The sequence below is a fragment of the Marinobacter sp. CA1 genome, from assembly GCF_020546665.1.
Lineage (GTDB): Bacteria > Pseudomonadota > Gammaproteobacteria > Pseudomonadales > Oleiphilaceae > Marinobacter > Marinobacter xestospongiae.
In genome coordinates this window covers 26,138-48,116 of sequence record NZ_CP071785.1, presented here as the reverse complement: position 1 = coordinate 48,116, position 21,979 = coordinate 26,138, and the positions used below count along the sequence as shown (strand labels likewise).

The window sequence follows — 21,979 nt, the reverse complement described above, 5'->3', positions numbered from 1 at the left end:
AATCAGTCCGGCGCCCGGTCCGCCTGCTGGTTGAACCAGGTTTCCAGGATCAGTACGGCGGCCAGGTCATCGACGCCGTGACGGCCAAAGTCCCGGCTGCCCTGCTCCGCCATCACTTCGCCCTTGGCCTCGAAGCTGGTCAGCCGTTCGTCCACCATTTCCACCGGCAGGTGGTAGCGGCCATGCAGGCGTTTGCCGAATTTCCGCGCCCGGGCGCACATGTCGTTCTCGCTGCCGTCCATGTTCAGTGGCAGGCCCACCACCAGGCGCTGGGGACGCCATTCGTCCAGCAGCCGGGTGATCAGGTTCCAGTCCGGAATGCCGTCGCGGGCCGGCAACATGGTGACCGGACGGGCGGTGCCCAGCAGCTGCTGGCCAAAGGCAACCCCTATCCGGCGGGTGCCGAAATCAAACGCCAGCACCTGTTCGCTGCGGGGGTCAGGCATGGCCGGTGGACTCGCTGAGCTGGTTCAGGTCAATGCCCATGCCGGCCAGCGCGGCCTTGTAGAGGTCCTGCCAGGGGGTCTGGAACATCATGTTGGCGTCAGCGCGACAGGTCAGCCAGGAGTTGCCGGCCAGCTCTTCTTCCAGCTGGCCCTCGGCCCAGCCGGAGTACCCCAGAGCCACCAGGAACTCGCCGGGGCCCTCGCCCTCACCAATGGCCGCCAGTATGTCGCGGGAGGTGGTCAGGCACACCTGGTCGCTGACCAGCATGCTGCCCTGCCAGTCGGTGGTGCCCGGACGGTGCAGTACGAAGCCACGTTCGTTCTGCACCGGGCCGCCCATCAGCACCGGCTGTTCCAGCTCGCCGCCTTCCATGTCCAGCTGTTCCAGGATTTCTCCCAGCTGGATTTCCAGCGGACGGTTGATCACCAGCCCCAGCGCGCCTTCGTCGGAGTGCTCGCACAGATAGATGACGGTACCGTGGAAGCGGGGATCTTCCAGGTAGGGTGAGGCGATCAGGAAATGATCGCGCAGTGACGTTTCTGTCGCGGTGGTCTCGCTCATCCCGATGTCAGCCCCCGGCGCTGGAAGGACCAGGTACGGATAATCTCAAGCTCATCGGTCTGCTCCTTCATCTTGTCGGTAAAGGCCGGGAACGGCGCCGCCATCCGCACGATATTGATCGCGGCATCGTCCAGCACGGTACTGCCGGAGGAGTTGAGAATGGCGATTTCCTTGATTGTGCCATCCTTGCGCAGAGAAACCAGCATCCGCAGTGAACCATAAAGGCTGTTGCTGCGAGCTTCCGACGGGTAGTTGATGTTGCCGATGCGGGTCACCTTGCTGACCCAGTTCTGCACGTACCAGGCGTTGTCGGAACGCAGGGTCGAGGCTGCGGTCACCCGCAGCACCCGCGGCTTGCGGGCGTAGGCCTGGCGCTGGGCGTCAAAACGCGCTTCCAGGCTGGCGATCTCCAGGCTGCGCTCCATCAGGCTGCGACGCTGCTGATCCGGCTCCGGCGTCGGCTCGGCATCTTCCGCCAGAGCCACCTGGCGCCGGCTCTCGCCCTGGGTCTGCACCACCTGGCGCTGCTGCTGACGGACCGGTTCGGACCGGGCCGGCGCCTGCGGCTGGACCGGCTGCTCCGCCTGCTGATTCATCAGGGAAGGCTGGGGGCTGGTAAGCTCCCGCACTTCGTCCTCGCTGCCGCTGCCCTGCTGGCTGGTCTGGGCGAGGAAATCCGCCTGTTCCGGGGCTTGCTGATCGTCAAACTGGGAGAGTGTGATCTCCATGGTCTGGGCCGACGATCGCGGCGATTCCGGCGCAATGGTGATGCCCAGCACCACCACCGCGTGAAACGCCAGCGCCATGAACAGGGTAAATGTGAAGCGATCGAAATCGCTGACCTGCGCTGCCATTGCTCAGTACTTCCTGCGTTCCTGCATCTATATAATGTGCTGACTGTTCAGCCAGCCTGGCGTCCGGCATCCAGCCGGCGGGCGATGGCATCCATCAGTTGACCGGCAATGTCGATGCCAAACGCTGCGTCCAGTTCACGGATGCAGGTGGGGCTGGTGACGTTGATCTCGGTCAGGTAATCGCCAATCACATCCAGACCGACAAAAATCAGCCCCTTGTCTTTGATCACCGGTGCAACCCGGGCGCAGATCTCCCGATCCCGCGCGGTCAGCTCCCGGCCTTCGCCGCGACCACCGGCGGCCAGATTGCCCCGGTTTTCACCCTGGGACGGAATCCGCGCCAGCGCGTAAGGTACCGGCTCTCCCTCAATCATCAGGATGCGCTTGTCGCCGTCGCTGATTTCCGGCACGAACTTCTGCGCCATCGCCTGGTGGGCACCGTGGTTGGTGAGGGTTTCAATGATGACCCCCAGGTTGGCGTCGTTCTCCCGCACCCGGAAGATCGAACGACCGCCCATACCATCCACAGGCTTCATGATAACGTCACCGTGCTCGGCATAGAATGCCCGCAGCCGTTCGGCGGAACGGGTGACCACCAGAGGCGGGGTCAGATCGTCGAACTGGGTGGCAAACAGCTTCTCATTGCAGTCCCGCAGGGCCGCCGGCGGATTGACCAGCAGTGCGCCCTGCTGCTCGGCCGCTTCCAGGATGTAGGTGGCCATCAGGAACTCGCGATCCACCGGCGGGTCCTGACGCATCAGGATCACGTCCAGCTCGCCCAGCGCCCGGTCGTGGCTGTCACCAAACGTGTACCAGTCCTGCGGGTCCATCGCCACGGTCAGATCCCGGGTCCGGGCTCGGGCCTGGCCGCCCGCCAGGTATAGATCCGGCAGTTCCATGTATTCGATCTGCCAGCCCCGCTGCTGGGCCGCCCAAAGCATGGCCAGAGAGCTGTCTTTCTTGAATTGGATGGCCTCGATGGGGTCCATTACTATGCCGAGTCGGACTGTCATAATGCCTCTTCAGATCGTTTGTCGAAAACAGGAACCGGTCAGCAGAGCGGCGCCAACAATAAGTGCTATGCTGAGAGCACAGATGGTAGTGTACCCGCATTCTGAATGCACTCGGTGAATGCATCGGGCCAGCGCGTGAACCGGGCGTCATGGGTACATTTGGTCACAAACTTATGCTTTTTCTCCGGCCATCGATACTCTATAAAGAAGCGGGGCTTATAGATCACCCTTCCAGAGTGTGTTAAAACCCCGATCCAAATCATGTTATTGAGCGCAAGGCAGTTGGACAATGGATGACAACTTCGAGAATCTGAAGATCATGGTGATTGACGACAGCAAAACGATTCGTCGAACCGCCGAAACACTGCTCAAGAAGGTGGGCTGTGAAGTCATCACGGCTACCGACGGCTTTGACGCTCTCGCCAAGATCGCCGATTCCCAACCGGACATCATCTTTGTTGATATCATGATGCCCCGGCTGGATGGTTACCAGACCTGCGCCCTGATCAAGAACAACTCTGCCTTCAAGAAAACGCCGGTGATCATGCTCTCCAGCAAGGACGGCCTGTTCGACAAGGCCAAAGGTCGCATTGTCGGGTCGGATCAGTACCTGACCAAGCCGTTCAGCAAAGACGAACTGCTCAATACCATCCGTCAGTACGTTCCCCAGGCGGAACAGTGATCGCTGCTGACACCCAGAACTAGTTTGAGGAAACCATGGCCCGCATTCTGATCGTTGACGATTCCCCCACCGAGGTTAAGAAGATCTCCAGCATCCTTGAGAAGCACAACCACGAGGTCCTGACCGCCGACAACGGCGCCGACGGCGTGGCTCGTGCCCGCTCTGACAGCCCGGACCTGGTCCTGATGGACGTGGTCATGCCTGGCCTTAACGGCTTCCAGGCTACCCGTCAGCTGACCCGTGCGCCGGAGACCGCATCTATCCCGGTGGTTATCGTCACCACCAAGGATCAGGAAACCGACCGGGTTTGGGGTACCCGCCAGGGTGCCAAGGGTTACCTGGTCAAGCCCGTGAACGAAGACGATCTGATCAAAACCATCAACAGTCTGATCGCCTGATTCTTCGAATGGAGTAAGCATGTCCGCCCAGGCCGCCCCCTTTGCCGTTCTGACGGATATCGCCCAACGTAGCCGCTCCATGGCGGCAGGCCTGCCGGAACAGCAGGAAGCCATAGAGCTATGGAACGGCATCGGTTTTACCCTCGCCGGCGAACGCTATGTCGCCCCGATGGGTGAAGTGGTCGAGATCCTTCACGTCCCCCGGTACACCCATATACCGGGGGTTCGTTCGTTCATGATGGGGGCCGCCAATGTCCGTGGCCGCCTGCTGCCACTGATCGATCTGGCCCATTTCTTCGATCTGCCACGCAGTGCCCGCAGCGTCAGGGAACGCCGGGTACTGGTGATTGAACAGGGCGACGTGTTCAGTGGCCTGGTGGTCGATGGCGTCTCCGGCATGCAGTACTTCGCGGTAGACAGCTTCGACGCCGAGCCGAGCAATGTTCCTCAAGTCGTTCAGCCTTTCGTTCAGGGAGGCTATGAACGCAACGACGAGACCTGGAAAGTGTTCTCGACCACCGGACTGGTTAACGACGAACGCTTTCTGGATGTTGCCCAGTGGTGATGGCAATGGCAGGAACACCATCACCCATCCAGCTAACCACAGAACCTAACTTGCCAACGAAAAGGCCGGGAGCCAGAAGATGAAAAAGAGAGCCGGAAGTATCAGCATGGGACAGGGAGGCAACAAGCTGGTTGCCGGCCTGATCGCGGCGCTGATCGCATTAACCGTCCTGCTCGTCGTGGTCCTGTTCATTATCAACAGGGAAAGCCAGCACGACCAGGAATACATCGCCCACGCCGCGGAGCTGCGGGTACTGTCCCAGGAGATCGCCAAAAACGCCACGGAGGCCGCCGGCGGTACCGAGGAAGCCTTCGACCAGCTGCGCCGCTCCCGTGACGAGTTTGCCCAGCTCTGGAGCTACATCGTCGAAGGTAACCCGGAAACCGGCCTGCCGGCGAGTGAGCTGGCCGCCAACAGTGGCGTCCAGGCCAAATGGGACGCGGTTCGCGCCAACGCTGACAGCATCCTCTCCACCCAGGATGCCGTGCTCGGCCTGCACCAGGTCGCCCAGACCCTGAACGAAACGATTCCGCAGCTGCAGGTGGAGTACGACGACATCGTACAGATCCTGCTCGACAACGACGCCCCGGCGGAACAGATCGCCCTGGCCCAACGCCAGTCCCTGCTGGCAGAGCGGATCGTGCGCTCGGTCAACAACGTACTGTCCGGTGATGAAGACGCCGTTATCGCCGCTGACCGCTTCGGTCGCGACGCCAGCCTGTTCGGTCGCGTACTGGAAGGCCAGGTGGACGGTAACCCCGCCATGGGCATCACCATGGTAAGCGATGAAGACGCCATCTACGGCCTGGAAGCCGTATCTGAGCTGTTTGAATTCGTACGCCAGAACGTAGACGCGATCCTTGAAGCTTCTCCCGACCTCTTCAAGGTCCGTACCGCAGCCAGCGACATTTTCCAGAACTCCCAGACCCTGCTGGACGACATCTCGGTACTGGCCGACCAGTTCCGTAGCGATGCCGGCTCCCGTCTGGTCAGCCCGACTCTGGCCTTCATCATCCTGGCCGGCATGATCGGTATCGTGGTACTGATCGGTATCACCATCTACCGCGAAGCCCAGGACCGTCTGTCCACCACCCAGGAACAGAACGAACAGAACCAGAACGCGATCCTGCGACTGCTGGACGAACTCGCCGACCTCGCGGACGGTGACCTGACCACTGAGGCCACGGTAACCGAGGACTTCACCGGTGCCATCGCCGACTCCATCAACTACGCGATCGACCAGATGCGTGGCCTGGTACAGGCGATTCGGGGAACCGCGGTACGAGTCTCCTCAGCCGCCCAGGAAACCCAGGCAACTGCGATGCACCTGGCTGACGCCTCCGAGCACCAGGCTCAGGAAATCGCCGGCGCCTCTGCGGCGGTGAACGAGATGGCGGTGTCCATCGACCAGGTATCCTCCAACGCCGCCGAGTCTTCCGCGGTTGCGGAGCGGTCGGTTGCGATCGCGAAGAAAGGCGCGGAAGTGGTACAGAACACCATCCGCGGCATGGACAACATCCGTGAGCAGATCCAGGAAACCTCCAAGCGGATCAAGCGTCTGGGTGAGTCCTCCCAGGAGATCGGTGACATCGTATCGTTGATCAACGACATTGCCGACCAGACCAACATCCTGTCCCTGAACGCCGCTATCCAGGCGAGTATGGCCGGTGACGCCGGTCGAGGCTTCGCGGTGGTTGCGGACGAGGTTCAGCGCCTGGCGGAACGTTCCTCCGCAGCAACCAAGCAGATTGAAGCCCTGGTTAAGACGATCCAGTCCGATACCAACGAGGCGGTTATCTCCATGGAACACACCACCGCCGAGGTGGTCCGTGGTGCACGCCTGGCTCAGGATGCGGGTATCGCCCTCGAGGAAATCGAGAACGTATCGATGAACCTCGCGGAGCTGATCCAGAACATCTCCAACGCCGCACGTCAGCAGTCGTCGTCCGCGGCCCACATTTCCAACACCATGAACGTCATCCAGGAAATCACCTCGCAGACGTCGTCCGGTACCAACGCCACCGCGAAATCGATCGGGAACCTGGCGGAAATGGCATCCGAACTGCGTTCCTCGGTGGCTGGTTTCACCCTGCCGGAGGAAGAGTCCGCCGAGCACGAAGCCGAAGAACTGGAAGACGTGCCGGTGGTCAGCTGATTGCCGCACCAGGGCGAATGACGGTATATGGCTGCCACCCGCAACGACCTGTCCACCGCTCCCGGCAGCTGGTCGATGCGCCGACTCCCAGATATGGACGAGGCGCAGTTCGACCAGTGGCAGACGTTGCTTGAGCACCGTACCGGCATTTCCCTGGCGCCCGAGCGCAAGTCGTTTCTCGAAACCAACCTCGGGATTCGCATGCGCGAGATCGGCTGCAGCAGCTATCAGGCCTATTACGAGAAAGTGGTGTCCAGTCCGGACGCCGTGGTCGAGTGGTCCACTCTGGTGGACCGGCTGACCGTCCAGGAAACCCGGTTTTTCCGTGATCCGGATGCCTTCAAGCTGGTGGCGGACTACATCCTCACCCGCCCGCGGGAAGTGCTGAAACAGCGTCCGCTGGAAGCCTGGAGTGTCGGCTGCTCTACCGGAGAAGAGCCGTACACCCTGGCCATGCTGCTCAACGAAAGCATGAACCAGCTGGAATTGCCGCCATTGTTTGGCATCACCGGATCGGACATTAGTAAACCGGCCATCGACAAGGCCCAGCGGGGACTGTTCAACGCCCGCAAGCTGTTGGGTATGGATGAGGCGCTGAAAACCCGGTATTTCCGCCCCGCCGAGCGGAATTCCGTGGAGATCGTCGAACGCATACGGGAGCGGGTGTGTTTCACCCGCCTCAACGTGTTGGACCTGAAACACGCGCCCATGCACGGCATGAACATTATTTACTGCCAGAATCTGCTGATCTACTTCCGCCGCTGGCGGCGGCGGGAGATCGTGAAACGACTAGCAGAGCGGCTGGCGCCCGGGGGTTTACTCGTCCTCGGCCAGGGAGAGCTGACCGATTGGCAGCCTCCCGGCCTGCAACGGGTTCCCTCGGAGAATGTACTGGCGTGGATTCGTCGCCAGTCTGACGAAGAATAACCGGAGTGGTTATGGGCAATCACCATGACAGCATCGCCCTGGATTGGGTTCGGGGAGAAATACAGGACACGCTGATTCAGGGTCAGCAGGCGCTTGAGGCATTCGTCGAAAATCGCGACGACACCGCACGCCTGCGGTTTTGCCTGAACTACCTCCATCAGGTGCACGGCACCCTGAAGATGGTGGAGCTCTACGGCGCTGCGCTGTTGACCGAAGAGATGGAACAGCTGACCACCGCCGTACTCAATGAGAGCGTGGCCAACGTCGACGACGCCGTTGAAGTGCTGATGCAGGCCATCCTGCAGCTACCGCAATACCTGGAACACCTGGGTAGCAGCCGGGACGACTTCCCGCTGGTACTGCTGCCACTGCTGAACGACCTGCGGGCTGCCCGCGGCGAGGCCCTGCTGTCCGACACCTCGCTGTTCAAACCGGACCTCAGTCCGGTGCAACAGCCCGTGTCCGATAGCGCGGTGCAGCGGCTGCAGGACCCCAAGGTGCTCGGCCATCTGCGCAAACTGCGGCAGATGTACCAGTTCGCCCTCGCCGGCGTGGTGCGCGAGGAAAACCTTGGCGCCCAGTTTGATTACCTGCAGAAGGTGATCCAGCGGCTGGTGAAGCTGTGTCAGCGCACCCCCCGGGAGCAGCTCTGGCGTGCCGCCGGCGGCCTGGTGGAAACCCTGCAAAGTGGCGACAATCCGGTCAACACCGCGGCCAAATCCATCCTCCGGGAGCTGGACAACGAGCTGCGCCGACTGATCGAAGAGCATGTGGACATCCTCCAGCAGCCGCTGCCGGAAGCGATGTTCAAGCACCTGCTGTACTACGTTGCCCGCGCCCGCGACCTGGACGCGCCCTTTGTCCGGGAGCTGCGCAAGACCTTCAAACTGGACGACGCCCTGCCCTCCGAGGACGACGTCTCCGAAGCCCGTCACCGGGTCTCCGGCCCGGGTCGGGAAGCGATTCATTCGGTGGTCAGCGCCCTTAACGAAGAGCTTGCCAAGCTGAAAGACCAGCTTGACCTGTTCGTCCGCGCCGAATTCCGCCAGAACGACGAGCTCGGTGAGCTGCTGCCCGGCCTGCGCCAGGTGGCCAACACCCTCGCCGTCCTGGGGCTGGGCATTCCCCGCCAGGTGGTCAACGACCAGATCGATCTGGTCAGCAGACTCAGCCAGCAGGTGGCCACCGTCGATGACGGCACCCTGATGGACATTGCCGGCGCCCTGCTCTACGTCGAAGCCAGCCTTGCCGGTCTCGACAGCGACCGGGCGGTGGAGACACCAGCCAACTCTGACAGTGGCAGCCTCAACCTGGGCAGCCAGGAACTGGGCGAAGCCAACACCGCCCTGTTGCGGGAATCCCGCAACACCCTGGAGCAGGTGAAGACCGCAGTGGTCAACTTCATTGCCTCCCAGTGGGATCAGCGCGAGATTGAGCACGTTCCCGGACTGCTGCACAGCATCTGTGGCGGTCTCCGGCTGGTGCCGCTGGACCGGGTGGCCGACATGCTGGCGTCCGCAGAACGCTACATCTCCGATGTACTGCTTACCGGCAAACAGGTACCGGACTGGAAACAACTGGATTCCCTGGCCGACGCCATCACCAGCATCGAGTACTACCTCGAGCACCTGGCCGAAGGCATGGGCGATAGCGATTCCATTCTTTCCGTCGCCTCCGACAGCCTCGCCAGCCTGGGCTTCCCGGTTGGCGCCGAGCCAACCTGGCAGGCCGAAGCGCCGATTGCGGAAGCCATTGATAGCGAAGAAGAAACACCCACGGAAGCGCCGGCTGCCACCACGGCCAAGGAATCGGACGCCGAACTGCTGGACGACGAGATCCTTGCCATCTTCGTGGAAGAGGCGGAGGAAGTGCTCGACACCATCCGCAACTATTACCCACGCCTGCGCCAGCACCATGACGATCACGAAGCGCTGACCGAAGTCCGTCGCGCCTTCCACACCCTCAAGGGCAGTGGTCGCCTGGTGGGCGCCAGCAGCCTTGGGGAACTGGCCTGGTCGGTGGAAAACCTGCTCAATCGGGTCATCGACCAGACAGTCCGCGCCAGCGATGACCTGTTCACCCTGGTGGACGAAGTCAACGAGCGCCTGCCCCAGCTGATCCAGGACTTCCGCCAGGGTCGTGCCGACGGCGATGTCGCCGGGCTGATTGAACGCGCCGAAGCCCTTGCCACCACCAGCAAGATCAGCGCGGATACGGCGCCTGCCGCAGCACCGCAAGCCGCCAACGAGACGGTCGATGCCCCGGTCACTGAGCCAGAAACTGCCGACGAGACGGAAGCGGCGACCGCCAGCGCACCGGAGGCCGAAGAAGACGATCTGATCGACGACGAAATTGTCGAGATCTTCATCGAGGAAGCCGCGGAAGTGCTCGACACCATCCGTGAATTCCTGCCCATGCTGCTGCGTCAGCTTGATGACCGCAGCGCCCTCACCGAAATCCGCCGTGCCTTCCATACCCTCAAGGGCAGTGGCCGGATGGTCGGCGCCAACGCCGTGGGCGAACTGGCCTGGGCGGTGGAGAACATGCTCAACCGGGTCATCGATGGCAGCATCCTGATGAACGAGAATGTTGCCCGCTTGCTGACCGACGTCACCGAGGAAGTGCCCGGTCTGGTCAAGGATTTCGAGCTGCGCCGGCCGGCCTCGATCGACACCGCGCCGCTGGAGTCCCGGGCCAACGCCCTGGCCAACGGTGATATCCCCGATACCCGCAGCATGCCCGGCGCCGACGACGATGAGCACGAGCAGGAGCCGGCGGAAACCATGGCGGCGGGCGGCAGCGATCTGAGCCTGGACGAAGACGATCTGGCCGATCCGGTGCTGCTGGACATTTTCGAGAGTGAGGCGGAAACCCACCTCAAAACCCTGCAGGACTTCCTCGAATCCGCCGGCGACAAGGCCACCGCCAGCTACACCGACGACGTCTCCCGCGCGCTGCATACCCTCAAGGGCAGCGCCCACACCGCGTCCATCGACCCCATCGCCCGGGTCATTACGCCGCTGGAACGTTTTGTCAAAGACGCCCGTGCCGCCAATCTCAAAGCTGACCGCGAAGCCCTGGCACTGATGGCCGACGCCTGCGAATTCATCATGCAGGGCCTGGCCCAGATCCGCGAAAACCCGCAGGCGGAGCTGGCCGGCACCGACGATTTCCTGGAGCGACTGGCGCAGCTGGCAGCTCATACCGTTGGCAACCTGCGCGAGACTGAAGCCACTGAAGTCAAGCCCAAGACCGATCCACAACTGGTCCAACTGTTCCTCAACGAGGGGCTGGACATTCTGCTGGATGCCGACAACATTCTCGATGACTGGGCCGGTCACCCGGATCGGAACGCCCGTCTCGACACGCTGATCCAGGAGCTGCAGCACCTGGCCCAGGGCGGACGCGAGGTTGGTCTCAACGATGTCACCGATCTGGCCGGCTCCCTGGCCACGGTCTACGAGCACGCCAAACTCAGCCAGGTCACACCAGATGCTGATTTCTTCACCACCACCAAGGCCGGCCATGATCATCTCATCGACATGATGGATCAGGTTGCCGCTGGTCTGGCGACGGTGCCGGATGAAGCGCTGATGTCGCAACTGCAGCAGCTGCAGGAGCAGCTGGCGAACAGCGCCGCCAGTGACGAACTCAGCGACGCCTTCGACAGCGATCTGGAAGCCATCGACGAAAGCCTCGAGCTGACCCTGCCGGAGCAGGACGATGAGCTGCCGGAACTGCCGGCACTGGAGGAAGACGACGACCAGGAACTGGCTGCCATCTTCCTGGAAGAAGCCCGCGACCTGGTGGACAGCACCGGCGAAGCGCTGCAGCAGTGGCAGTCCGAACCGGACAACAACGAGCTGTTGCGCGGCCTGCAACGGGATCTGCACACCCTCAAGGGTGGCGCACGGCTGGCCGACATTGCCCCGGTAGGCGACCTCGCCCACGAGCTGGAAACCCTGTTCGAGCGCCTGGCTGACGGCCAGCTGGCCGCCAATGACACCCTCGGCGATCTGCTGTTCCTGTGCCACGACCGCCTGGCCAACATGGTGGACGGTATTGAACAGCAACAATCCCCGGAACCGGCCGACGAACTGATCGCGGCCATCCAGGGTTACCTCCGGGGTGAGCAGCCGGAACCGCAAACCAGTCCCGCCGCCGATGCGGATGCCAGCGCCGATGCCGGTGAAGAGGCGGCAGCCGCTGACTCCACCGACAGCGCCGAGTCCGGCGACAGCGGTCTGGAAGGTCTGGATCCGGAGCTGGCGGAGATCTTCCTCGAAGAAGCCGGCGAGATCATCAACACCAGTGCCGAACTGCTGTACCAGTGGCAGGAGCAGCCTGAACAGGCCGATCTGGTGAAAGAACTGCAGCGGGAACTGCACACCCTCAAGGGTGGCGCCCGCATGGCCGAGATTACCCCGGTTGCCGACATCGCCCACGAGATGGAAACGCTGTTCGAGCGTATTGTCGAGGGCCGTCTGGCGGCGACCCCGGCCCGCACCGAGCTGGCCCTGCGTGCCCACGATCAACTGGCCGCCTTTGTCGAGACCATCGCCGATCGGGGCGCCTGTCCGGCTGCGCCGGAACTGCTGCAGGCGCTGCGTGATGCCCTCAGCGACGACAGCCCGGTACCGGTGGGGGACGCCGAGATCGAGTTGGAGCTCCCCGAAATACCGGCCGCTGTGGCCGAACCGGATGCAGCGGAAATCCCGGAAGAGACCCACAACGACCAGTTCAATCTCTCCGAACTGGACCCGGAGCTGGTCGGCATCTTCCTAGAGGAAGCCTACGACCTGATCAACTCCACCGGCAGTGCCCTGCACAGCTGGAGCGAGAACCCCGATAACCGGGACATCGCCGCCGAGTTGCAGCGTGACGTCCATACCCTCAAGGGTGGCGCCCGCATGGCCGGCGTCGATGCCATTGGCGACCTCACCCACGTGCTGGAAGACCTGTTCGAGCAGGTAGCGGAAGGTCGCCTGGCCGCATCCGAGCCGATGGTAAACCTGCTCTTTGCCTGCCACGATCGGCTGGCCCAGATGGTGGAACAGGTAGCCACCCAGAAGCCCTGCCCACCAGCCCAGGAGCTGGTGGCTGAGGTCCGTGCGGTGATGGACGGTGCCCCGGTTGAAGCTCCTTCGGTGAAGGATGCACCTGCCGCGTCAACCGAAGCCGCGGCCAGCCGCGAGCAGTCACCGGTGACGGATCTGGAGCCGGTGGACGAAGACCTGATTGGTATCTTCCTCGATGAAGGTCTGGAGATTCACGAGGCCATCAACGAGTGCCTGGCGCAATGGCGCGAAGAGCCCGAACAGCTCACCGGCATTACCCAGCTGCAGCAGGAACTGCACACCCTCAAGGGCGGTGCCCGCCTGGCGGACGTCGACAGCGTGGCCGATCTGGCCCAGGGCTGGGAAGAAACGCTGGAAGCGCTGATCAGTGGTACCGGCAACCAGGACACCGTGCTGCAACTGAGCAGTCGTGCCAACCTCGCCCTCAAGCGCATGCTGGCGACCCTGGAAGAAGGCCACCAGCCACCGCCGGAAACCACCCTGCTGGAGGCGTTCACTGAGGTCCGCGGCGGTAACGAAGTGTCTGCGCCCAGTGACGCCACTGCCCAGGACGACGACGCGCCCGATCTGGAAGTGATCGAGATCTTCCTGGAAGAAGCCGGCGAGCTGATCGATCAGCTCGAACAACTGCTCGCCGACTGGCACAAGGAGCCGGCCAATAACCACTTCAACCAGGAAGCCCAGCGGGTGCTTCACACCCTCAAGGGCGGCGCCCGCCTGTCGCAGCTGCCGAAACTGGGGGATCAGGCCCATGGCCTGGAATCCCAGCTGATCGCGCTCGGCGGGGAAGCGCCGGACGAGGCCACCTGGCAGACCATTACCCGGGATTACGACGCCCTGGTCGCCCAGGTCGGCGACGTCCGCGACCGTTACGAGCAGCAGAGCCAGGCCGCGACCCCGGAAACACCCGCGCCCCAGCCGGCAACCCAGCCAGCGCCGGCGCCGGCAGCCACCCAGACTCCGGCCAAGCCCGCCAAGGCCAAGGCCCCGGCGGCGCCCAAACCGACTCAGCCGGCGGCCAAGAAAGCCAAGGCCGCCAACCGCGGCGGCAACCAGGAGTCGATCCGGGTATCGGCGCCGCTGCTGGACGAGCTGGTCAACCTGGCCGGGGAAACCAGTATTACCCGTGGCCGCCTGGAACAGCAGACCAGCGATTTCGGCCACACTCTGGACGAGATGGCCGCCACCATCGAGCGTCTGCGCGAGCAGCTGCGGCGGATGGACATCGAGACCGAGGCCCAGATCCTGTTCCGCACCGAGCGCGAGCATGGCCCCGACTACGGCGACGACTTCGACCCGCTGGAGATGGACCGCTACTCTTCCATCCAGCAGCTGTCCCGGGCCCTGAGCGAGTCCTCATCGGATTTGGCGGACCTGCGGGAAACCCTGGCGGACCGGATTCGCGATACCGAAACCCTGCTGGTGCAGCAGTCCCGCATCAACACCGAACTGCAGGAAGGCCTGATGAAGACGCGGATGATTCCGTTCGCGTCGATGGTGCCAAGACTGCGGCGGATCGTGCGTCAGATCAGCGGCGAGCTGGGCAAGAAAGTGGAATTCGACGTTCGCAACGCCGAGGGTGAAATGGACCGCAACATCCTCGAACGGATGATTGCCCCACTGGAGCACATGCTGCGTAACGCCCTCGATCACGGCATCGAAGCCCCCGCCGACCGTCAGGCCGCCGGCAAGCCCGACACCGGTCAGGTGGTGCTGTCACTGACCCGTGAGGGCGGTGATGTAGTACTGCGGATGGTCGACGACGGCAAGGGCATCCCCACCAGCGTGATTCGCGACAAGGCGGTGCGCCAGGGCATGATGCGGGAGGACGAAGACCTCAGCGATCGTGAGATCCTGCAGTTCATCCTGCAGCCGGGCTTCTCCACCGCCCAGCAGGTGACCCAGATTTCCGGCCGTGGTGTCGGCATGGACGTGGTTGCCAGTGAGATCAAGCAGCTTGGCGGCGCCCTCGACATCGAATCGGCGGTCGGCCGTGGCACCACCTTCACCGTGCGCCTGCCGTTCACAGTATCGGTCAACCGCGCCCTGATGGTGTCCACCGGCGAGGACTTCTACGCCATCCCGCTGAATACCATCGAAGGCATCGTGCGGGTCAGCACCTACGAGCTGGAGGAGTACTACAAGCCGGAAGCGCCAATGTACGAATACGCCGGCCAGCAGTACCGCCTGCAGTACCTCGGCAGCCTGCTCAACAGTGACCACCAGCCCAAGCTCCAGGGCCAGGCCCTGCCGCTGCCGGTGATCCTGGTGCGCGGCGCCGAGCAGCCAATGGCGCTGCAGGTGGACAGCCTGATGGGCTCCCGCGAGATCGTTGTAAAATCCCTCGGACCGCAGTTCAGCTCAGTCCGGGGCGTATCCGGGGCAACCATCCTCGGTGACGGTAACGTGGTAGTGATCCTCGATCTGCCGGCGATGATCCGTTCCGACATTCTGTCCGAGCGCCAGCGTCTGGCCGAACAGGAAGGCGCCCAGGAATCCGGCCGCCGCGACGAGAGCGCAACCGTCGTCATGGTGGTGGACGACTCGGTCACGGTTCGGAAGGTGACCTCACGCCTGCTGGAACGCAACGGCATGGAGGTGGTCACCGCGAAAGACGGCCTCGATGCGGTCGCCCAACTGCAGGACCACCGGCCGGATATCATCCTGCTGGATATCGAGATGCCGCGGATGGACGGTTTCGAAGTGGCCAGTTTCGTACGCCACGACGAAGCCCTCCGGGACACCCCGATTTGCATGATCACCTCGCGAACCGGTCAGAAGCACCGGGAGCGGGCCCTGTCGATCGGTGTCAACGAATACCTGGGCAAACCGTTCCAGGAATCCGAGTTGCTTGACACGATTGAACGGTTGACCGGTGACAACTGATGGCCAGCCGGTGCGGCCGTCCCACGGTGGCGGTGGTCTCCGACAGCGTTCTCCAGCGCCACCGGCTGCAGGAGGCGCTGGCCAAGTTCGGCCTGGCCGGCGGCTTCAGCGGTGACCCCAGCCGCCTGCTGGTGTACTCGCCACTGCCCGACGCGCAGCTGTGGCTGATCACCCTGGAGGACGAGGCCGACCATCCGGCACTGTTTGATCACCTGCTGGGCAACACCGACGCCCCGGTACTGTTCGGCGTCGACCCGGCGCCCAGGCCCGGCGGCACCGACTACTTCCGCTGGGAACGGCGGTTGCAGCACAAGCTGGAGAAACACCTGGGGTCGCTGGAGGAACTGGATTCCGAAGACAGCCTGGAAGAACTCGCCAGCACCGACCCGGCCCCCGCCGACAACCTGGAACTGCCGCACTGGATCACCCCCGGAGCCAAGGACCGGCCGGCAGAGGAAGTCTGGGTGCTGGGTGCGTCCCTGGGTGGGCCTGCCGCGGTCAAGGATTTTCTCGACCATCTGCCCGCCGGCCTGCCGGTGGGCTTTGTCTACGCCCAGCACATCGACGGCAACTTTACCGAGGTGCTGACCCGGGTGCTGGGGCGACACGCCCATTACCGCCTTCGCCACGCCGAAGAGGGCATGACCGTCAACAACGGCGACGTGGTGTTGCTGCCGGTGGAGCATGAGTGGACCTTCACCCATCAGGGCACCCTGACCGAGAAAGCCACCCCCTGGCCCGGCCCCTATGGCCCGTCCATCGACCAGGTGCTGCTGAACGTCGGCGATCACTTTGGCCCCCGCTGTCACGCCATCCTGTTCTCCGGCATGGGTAACGACGGCGCCATCGCGGCGCCGCTGCTGCGCGCCCACGGCGGTCGCATCTGGGTCCAGGACAGCGCCAGCTGCGCCAACAGTTCCATGCCGGACTCGGTGGCGGAAACCGGCTGCACCAGCTTTACCGGGACGCCAGCGCAACTGGCCCGTGAACTCGTCAAAACCATTGAAGAATCCTGCCTGCTCAAGCGCCGGCACCAACGGGATTCCGCCTGAGGAACCGAACCATGAATGACACCAGCCACATCCTCCCCTGCGTCATGATCCCGATGAGTGAGCGGCAACTGCTGCTGCCCAACGTCTCGGTGGCGGAGATTGTCGACTGCAACCACATTGAGACCCGCGACGACGCCCCGGCCTGGCTGCTGGGCGATCTGGACTGGCGGGGCCAGCGGCTGCCGGTGATTTCCTACGACGCCGCCAACGGCGGTGAGGCGCGGATGCCCGCCGGCAACCGCGGCCGTATTGCGGTACTCAACACCATTGGCAAGAACCACAGCAGCCTGCCGTTTCTGGCAGTGGTGACCCAGGGCATTCCCAGCCAGACCCGGCTGGCCAGCGATCAGGTACAGACGGTGGATGACGAGGCCGGCCCCGCCGACCTGATGATGGTGACCGTGGAGGGCGAACACGTCAGCATTCCCAACCTGGAATACCTCGAGCAGCTGGCACTGGAAGCCGCGCGGACCCACTGATCGGGAACGATGGCGACGCTGTCATGACGACCGTAGGGCTGGATGTTATAATGTTTCATCTTTCCCCAAACGTGCGGTCATCATGTCTAGCAACGCCTTGCCCTATCGCCCTCACGACCACGCCGCCTGCGTCAGTCAGGCGCTGGCCGACGCCCGCAGTATCTGCCAGTCGCAGAACGCGCGGCTGACGCCGACCCGGGAGCGGGTGCTGGAGCTGATCTGGCAATCCCATAAACCGCTGGGCGCCTATGACCTGCTGGCAGCGCTGGCCGAGGACGGCCACAACGCCGCGCCACCCACGGTCTACCGGGCGCTGGATTTTCTGCTGCAGCATGGGCTGGTGCATCGTCTTGCCTCGCTGAACGCGTTCATCGGCTGTAATCACGCTGGCGAACACCACACCAGTGTGTTCCTGATCTGTCGGCACTGCCGCAACGCTCTGGAGCTGACCGCACCGGACGTCAGTAACGCCGTCCGCAGCGCGGCGGCCGGCGAAGGCTTTCAGCCAGAAGACACCACCATCGAAATTGCCGGGCAGTGCCCCAACTGCCTTGCGGACACCGATGATGACTGAACGGCTGGTAACGCTGAGCGACGTCTGTGTCCGCTTCGATGGCCCGCCGGTGGTGGATCACATCAACCTGACCCTCAACCGCGGGGACATTGTCACCATCATCGGCCCCAACGGTGCTGGCAAGACCACCCTGATCAAATCGGTACTGGGCATCCAGCGCATCACCAGTGGCACCATCTGGCGTAAACCGGAGGCCCGCATCGGCTACGTGCCCCAGCATCTGCAGTTGCAACCGACTCTGCCCCTGAGCGTGCGCCGCTTTCTGATGCTCACCGGTGAGTCCGCCGCTACCTGCCGCCAGGCCCTGGGCCAGACCGGGGTTGATCACCTGTTCGAGGCCTCGGTCCACCATCTCTCCGGCGGTGAAAAACAGCGGGTGCTGTTGGCCCGCGCCCTGGCCCGCAACCCCGACCTGCTGGTGCTGGATGAACCGGCCCAGGGCGTCGACATCAACGGTCAGGCCGCCCTCTACGACCTGATCCGCGCCCTCCGGGACCAGCTCAACTGCGGCGTTATCATGATCTCCCACGACCTTCACCTGGTGATGGCCGCCACCGACCGGGTCATCTGCCTCAACCAGCATGTCTGCTGCAGTGGCTACCCTGCCGATATCTCCACCGATCCGGCGTTTATCGAGACCTTCGGCCAGACCGTGGCGGAAAGCCTGGCGGTCTACCACCACCATCACAACCATCGTCACGATCTTCACGGAGACGTGGTCGACTCCCAACCTGTCGAGGGCTGCAGCCACCATGGCGTTCATTGATGCGATTCTGGGTGACTTCTTCTGGCGGGCGCTGCTGGGCGGCCTCGGCGTCGCCCTGGTTGCCGGTCCTCTGGGCTGCTTTGTGGTGTGGCGGCGGATGGCCTATTTCGGCGATACCCTGGCCCATTCCGCGCTACTGGGCATCGCCCTGGGGTTCCTGTTCCAGCTGCCGCTGAACCTGGCCATTGCCGGCACCTGCGTCGCCCTGGCGCTGGTGCTGGTGGTGCTGGCCCGCAGCCGTACCCTCGCCACTGACACCTTGCTGGGCATCCTCGCCCACAGCGCCCTGGCCATTGGTCTGGTCACCCTCAGCTTCATGCCCCAGGTGCGGGTGGATCTCAGCGGCTACCTGTTCGGCGACCTGCTGGCCATGAGCCGCAACGACCTGGGTTGGATCTACGGCGGCGCCACCATCATTCTGATCCTGCTGTACCGGCTCTGGCGCGGCCTGTTGATGGCCACCATCCACGAGGAACTGGCGCGAGTGGAAGGCTTTCCGGTGGAACGGCTGCGGCTGGCGTTGATGCTGATGTTCTCACTGGTGATTGCGGTGGCGATGAAGATCGTCGGCGTACTGCTGATCACCGCGCTGCTGATCATTCCCGCCGCCACCGCCCGACGGCTGGCGCGGACCCCGGAGGCGATGGTGCTGCTAGCGGTGGTGATTGGCATGCTGGCGGTATCCGGAGGCCTGAGCCTGTCCTGGTTTGCCGACAGCCCTGCCGGGCCATCGGTGGTGGTGTCCGCCTTCGCCCTGTTCGTGCTGGTTTACGGCGTGGTGCGCCAGCCCCGGACCTGAACCGCGCCACCGCCATTTCCCTAGCCCGGAGGCCTGGTCTACAGTGAGAAAGGATTCTCCGGAGACGACCATGAGCCTGGCGCGCATCAAACCCCTGCTGTCCCCCCTGACTCTGCTACCCCTGGCGCTGGTGCTTGCCGGCGCCCTACTGACCTGGCAAGTGGATGTCAGCAGTCGGGACGATACCCGCCGCCAGACCGAACGCTGGCTGGCCGCACAGCAGTTGGGCTACACCCTGGTGCTGGAACAACGCCTGGCACTGATGCAGGAGAGCGCCCGCCGCCTGGCCGACGCCCGGATCAACTCGCTGCAGCAGTTTCGGCACCAGGCCACCGGTTTTCTGGAACACTATCCGGACGTTCGGGGCGTGGAGGTGATTCGCCGTATCCCCGATGCCCTGCGGGACCTTGTCGAGACCCAGCTCAGCCAGGAAGCCCAGCAGCCGGTACGGTTCCGCGACTGGCAGTCGGAGGCAACGGACGATGCCGCTCCCGAGAGAGACCAGTACCTGGTGGTGCGCTGGGCCTTGGCCCGCAGCACCAGTGGCACCACCGCCGGCATCCTCGCCGATTCGGTGCCGCTGTGGCGACAGGAACTGGCCACCACCCTGAGTGAGCAGACTCCCACCGCCACCGCGCTGGCCAGCCTGGAGCTCGATGGCACGCCGGCCCAGACCATTCGGCTGTTTGTACCCGCCTCCGGCAACGAGGTGATCGCCGTCGCTATCGCCCCGGAGCGCTGGCTGGGTGCCACCCTTGGCGGTCAACTCACCGCCCAGCTGGGAGTCAAGGTCCATGACCTGACCCAGCACACCAAAGCCCCGTTGTTCGAATACCCGCTGTCGGGTGAAGCCCTGCCCGCACAGACACTGCGTACCGAGGTCCGGGTCGGTAACCGTCAGTGGATGGTCACCACCGTGCCCGCCCACGGGCTGTTCCAGCAGGCCACCGCCCGCAGCCGGCAAACCATCTGGCTGGTGGGGCTGGCCAGCTCTGCCTTCGCGGCGATACTGGTGGCCTGGCTGCTGGCAGGCCGACGCCGGGACCAGCGCCAGCGGGCATTGGCGGATCAGAGCCGACAACAGCTCACTCAGCGCCTCGACAACATTGGCGTGGAAAAACACATTCTGCACCAGGCACTGGCGGAAAGCGGCGACCGCAGCCGTGACCTGGTCCGGCTGGTGGGTGGGTTTGTCTGCGAGCTGGACGAAGACCTGCGGATCGGGTTCGTTTCCGAGCCCGCCACCGACATGCTGAGCATTGCCGTGGCCGAACTCAGCGGGCAATCACTGGCCCAGCGGGTGCCACCGTCCTACCGGGACAACTTTATCGCTACCCTGAAAGCCGCACGGGAAGAGCGGCAGATGCAACGTATTGATCTGGACCTGCTGGGAGCTGACGACCAGCCCGTCCCGGTCACGGTACGGGTGCTGGCCCAACTGCATCCGGTCGACGGTTGCACCGGATACCGCCTCAGCGCCGTACCGCGGCACAGCCCTGCCAGGGAAGACTAACGCCCTTCCAGCGGCCGCAGCACATCCTTCAGGCGACCGCTGTCCACCAGCTCCAGGAATTCCTCGCCCAGCTGATCGCTGGCGGCCACTGCGCCCCGCCAGGCCTTCTCACGGCCGGCATCGTCGCCAAGGTAACGCTCAAAGTCCTTGCGGTCCGGCAACTTGCGGTCCGGCAACGACGCCAGGTACTCCGGCGAAGGCGCGATCAGCAGCACATCCTGCAGCCGGGTGGCGTCACCACGGCGCCAGGGCAGGGACTTGTCGAACCAGCCCGGGATCACCCGGTCGGTGAAGTGGGGGTAAAGCACCACACCGGGCTGCTCGTAGGGCAGGTCGAGGTGGTAGTCGAGCAGCCCGCCGTCACGGTAGACGCCCTCCGGGGCACCGGGAATGTTGCGCACCCCGGACATCACAAGTGGAATCGACGCCGACGCCAGCAGGGCCGGCAACAGGTTGTCCCGATTCAGCTCCACCTGGTGACTGGGGAAATCCACCAGCTTGGCCATCGGCAGCGGCAGGCGGGCGTCGTGGACAATGCCCCGCTCCATGAAACGCCCCAGGTGCCGGCGGCTCACCATATTGGCGCTGATGGCGTTCATGAGCCCCAGCCCCAGACGCCCACGGCTATCGTGCTCCAGCAACCCACGGCTGCGCACCACCACAATGTTGAGGCGGTAATGGGGATGCTTGAGCAGGAAGTCCTCCCGCCCCGCCAGCAACTGCTCCAGGAACTGCACACTCTTACGGCTGACCTCGGCGGCACTGACCCCCTTGGAGAAGCGCTGGCAGGTGTAAAGCTCCGCCAGCGTCGCCAACCGGGCCTTGGGGTCGTCGCTGGACGCCACCGCGGCAAACCGCCAGCTACCAATGGACGAACCGATCAATGCCCTTTCCTGGGGCGCCCGCGGCAGCCAGTCGCCGAAGATTGCCTTATCCAGGCCCGTCAGCCCCAGAGCCTTGGGACCACCGGCAGCGCCGGGAATCACGTGCACGTCCGCTGGCGTCAGCGGCTCGGCCTTGAGACGCGCCAGGGCCCGCCGACCGGCACGAACGGTCAGCGCCGGTGGCCGGGTATGAATTGCGGTCATATCACTTCCTCCAGGTGAACCGACTAGTGTAACCAAGCAAAGACGGTTCCCGCTACGCCACCATCGGCCCGATCACACGGATCCACGCAACCGTTGCCCGACCTTTGTGACCGTGAACCAGTGCTATTCCAACCATCGTCCC

17 protein-coding genes are annotated in these 21,979 nt (G+C 63.7%); 12 read left to right on the top strand and 5 right to left on the bottom strand.

What is annotated here, in order from left to right:
* Nucleotides 1-2: 2 nt before the first annotated feature.
* The 4 genes from ruvX to gshB are packed head-to-tail and all read right to left on the bottom strand — an operon-like array spanning nt 3 to nt 2,875.
* Nucleotides 3-446, bottom strand: coding sequence for a Holliday junction resolvase RuvX (ruvX, locus tag J2887_RS00195; protein ID WP_227173243.1), 444 nt, complete (start codon nt 444-446; stop codon nt 3-5).
* Nucleotides 439-1,008 (bottom strand): YqgE/AlgH family protein, encoded by a 570-nt coding sequence (locus J2887_RS00190; protein ID WP_227173241.1) that lies wholly within the window; start codon nt 1,006-1,008, stop codon nt 439-441. Before J2887_RS00190 ends, ruvX begins: the two co-directional genes overlap by 8 nt.
* Complete coding sequence (locus J2887_RS00185) at nt 1,005-1,862, bottom strand: energy transducer TonB (protein ID WP_227173240.1); 858 nt, start codon at nt 1,860-1,862, stop codon at nt 1,005-1,007. The genes J2887_RS00190 and J2887_RS00185 overlap by 4 nt, the downstream gene beginning before the upstream one ends.
* A gap of 47 nt (nt 1,863-1,909) precedes the next feature.
* Complete coding sequence (gene gshB, locus J2887_RS00180) at nt 1,910-2,875, bottom strand: glutathione synthase (RefSeq protein ID WP_227173239.1); 966 nt, start codon at nt 2,873-2,875, stop codon at nt 1,910-1,912.
* Between the two features lie 289 nt (nt 2,876-3,164).
* On the opposite strand from gshB, the gene pilG reads away from it, so the two are divergent.
* From pilG to J2887_RS00120, 12 genes are all read left to right on the top strand, one after another.
* The gene (gene pilG / locus J2887_RS00175) at nt 3,165-3,557 is read left to right on the top strand and encodes a twitching motility response regulator PilG (protein WP_227173238.1); all 393 of its coding nucleotides are present in this window, start codon (nt 3,165-3,167) and stop codon (nt 3,555-3,557) included.
* A 35-nt stretch (nt 3,558-3,592) separates the two neighbouring features.
* On the top strand, nt 3,593-3,955 hold the full coding sequence (pilH, locus tag J2887_RS00170) for a twitching motility response regulator PilH (protein ID WP_227173236.1): 363 nt from the start codon (nt 3,593-3,595) through the stop codon (nt 3,953-3,955).
* A 19-nt stretch (nt 3,956-3,974) separates the two neighbouring features.
* Complete coding sequence (locus tag J2887_RS00165; protein WP_227173234.1) at nt 3,975-4,520, top strand: chemotaxis protein CheW; 546 nt, start codon at nt 3,975-3,977, stop codon at nt 4,518-4,520.
* A 79-nt stretch (nt 4,521-4,599) separates the two neighbouring features.
* The gene (locus J2887_RS00160; RefSeq protein ID WP_227173233.1) at nt 4,600-6,675 is read left to right on the top strand and encodes a methyl-accepting chemotaxis protein; all 2,076 of its coding nucleotides are present in this window, start codon (nt 4,600-4,602) and stop codon (nt 6,673-6,675) included.
* A gap of 27 nt (nt 6,676-6,702) precedes the next feature.
* On the top strand, nt 6,703-7,602 hold the full coding sequence (locus J2887_RS00155; protein ID WP_227173231.1) for a CheR family methyltransferase: 900 nt from the start codon (nt 6,703-6,705) through the stop codon (nt 7,600-7,602).
* Between the two features lie 11 nt (nt 7,603-7,613).
* Nucleotides 7,614-15,566, top strand: coding sequence for an Hpt domain-containing protein (locus J2887_RS00150; protein WP_227173229.1), 7,953 nt, complete (start codon nt 7,614-7,616; stop codon nt 15,564-15,566).
* Nucleotides 15,566-16,618 (top strand): chemotaxis protein CheB, encoded by a 1,053-nt coding sequence (locus J2887_RS00145; protein ID WP_227173228.1) that lies wholly within the window; start codon nt 15,566-15,568, stop codon nt 16,616-16,618. The genes J2887_RS00150 and J2887_RS00145 overlap by 1 nt, the downstream gene beginning before the upstream one ends.
* Nucleotides 16,619-16,629: 11 nt before the next feature.
* On the top strand, nt 16,630-17,097 hold the full coding sequence (locus J2887_RS00140; protein WP_227173226.1) for a chemotaxis protein CheW: 468 nt from the start codon (nt 16,630-16,632) through the stop codon (nt 17,095-17,097).
* A gap of 82 nt (nt 17,098-17,179) precedes the next feature.
* Entirely contained in the window at nt 17,180-17,671 is a 492-nt protein-coding gene (locus J2887_RS00135; protein WP_227173224.1) for a Fur family transcriptional regulator, read from the top strand.
* The gene (gene znuC, locus J2887_RS00130) at nt 17,664-18,437 is read left to right on the top strand and encodes a zinc ABC transporter ATP-binding protein ZnuC (protein ID WP_227176191.1); all 774 of its coding nucleotides are present in this window, start codon (nt 17,664-17,666) and stop codon (nt 18,435-18,437) included. Before J2887_RS00135 ends, znuC begins: the two co-directional genes overlap by 8 nt.
* Nucleotides 18,424-19,236 carry a zinc ABC transporter permease subunit ZnuB gene (gene znuB / locus J2887_RS00125; protein WP_227173222.1) on the top strand — a complete coding sequence of 271 codons (813 nt, stop codon included), beginning with the start codon at nt 18,424-18,426 and terminating at the stop codon, nt 19,234-19,236. Before znuC ends, znuB begins: the two co-directional genes overlap by 14 nt.
* A 70-nt stretch (nt 19,237-19,306) precedes the next feature.
* On the top strand, nt 19,307-20,749 hold the full coding sequence (locus tag J2887_RS00120; RefSeq protein ID WP_227173220.1) for a PAS domain-containing protein: 1,443 nt from the start codon (nt 19,307-19,309) through the stop codon (nt 20,747-20,749).
* Here J2887_RS00120 and J2887_RS00115 read toward each other — a convergent pair.
* Complete coding sequence (locus tag J2887_RS00115) at nt 20,746-21,837, bottom strand: patatin-like phospholipase family protein (protein ID WP_227173219.1); 1,092 nt, start codon at nt 21,835-21,837, stop codon at nt 20,746-20,748. The genes J2887_RS00120 and J2887_RS00115 overlap by 4 nt on opposite strands.
* Nucleotides 21,838-21,979: the final 142 nt, after the last annotated feature.

Coding starts and splice junctions, on each gene's coding strand:
- J2887_RS00120 (WP_227173220.1), top strand. CDS start 19,307: ATGAGCCTGGCGCGCATCAAACCCCTGCTGTCCCCCCTGACTCTGCTA.
- gshB (WP_227173239.1), bottom strand. CDS start 2,875: ATGACAGTCCGACTCGGCATAGTAATGGACCCCATCGAGGCCATCCAA.
- ruvX (WP_227173243.1), bottom strand. CDS start 446: ATGCCTGACCCCCGCAGCGAACAGGTGCTGGCGTTTGATTTCGGCACC.
- pilH (WP_227173236.1), top strand. CDS start 3,593: ATGGCCCGCATTCTGATCGTTGACGATTCCCCCACCGAGGTTAAGAAG.
- J2887_RS00185 (WP_227173240.1), bottom strand. CDS start 1,862: ATGGCAGCGCAGGTCAGCGATTTCGATCGCTTCACATTTACCCTGTTC.
- J2887_RS00165 (WP_227173234.1), top strand. CDS start 3,975: ATGTCCGCCCAGGCCGCCCCCTTTGCCGTTCTGACGGATATCGCCCAA.
- znuC (WP_227176191.1), top strand. CDS start 17,664: ATGACTGAACGGCTGGTAACGCTGAGCGACGTCTGTGTCCGCTTCGAT.
- znuB (WP_227173222.1), top strand. CDS start 18,424: ATGGCGTTCATTGATGCGATTCTGGGTGACTTCTTCTGGCGGGCGCTG.
- J2887_RS00155 (WP_227173231.1), top strand. CDS start 6,703: ATGGCTGCCACCCGCAACGACCTGTCCACCGCTCCCGGCAGCTGGTCG.
- J2887_RS00140 (WP_227173226.1), top strand. CDS start 16,630: ATGAATGACACCAGCCACATCCTCCCCTGCGTCATGATCCCGATGAGT.
- pilG (WP_227173238.1), top strand. CDS start 3,165: ATGGATGACAACTTCGAGAATCTGAAGATCATGGTGATTGACGACAGC.
- J2887_RS00135 (WP_227173224.1), top strand. CDS start 17,180: ATGTCTAGCAACGCCTTGCCCTATCGCCCTCACGACCACGCCGCCTGC.
- J2887_RS00115 (WP_227173219.1), bottom strand. CDS start 21,837: ATGACCGCAATTCATACCCGGCCACCGGCGCTGACCGTTCGTGCCGGT.
- J2887_RS00150 (WP_227173229.1), top strand. CDS start 7,614: ATGGGCAATCACCATGACAGCATCGCCCTGGATTGGGTTCGGGGAGAA.
- J2887_RS00160 (WP_227173233.1), top strand. CDS start 4,600: ATGAAAAAGAGAGCCGGAAGTATCAGCATGGGACAGGGAGGCAACAAG.
- J2887_RS00190 (WP_227173241.1), bottom strand. CDS start 1,008: ATGAGCGAGACCACCGCGACAGAAACGTCACTGCGCGATCATTTCCTG.
- J2887_RS00145 (WP_227173228.1), top strand. CDS start 15,566: ATGGCCAGCCGGTGCGGCCGTCCCACGGTGGCGGTGGTCTCCGACAGC.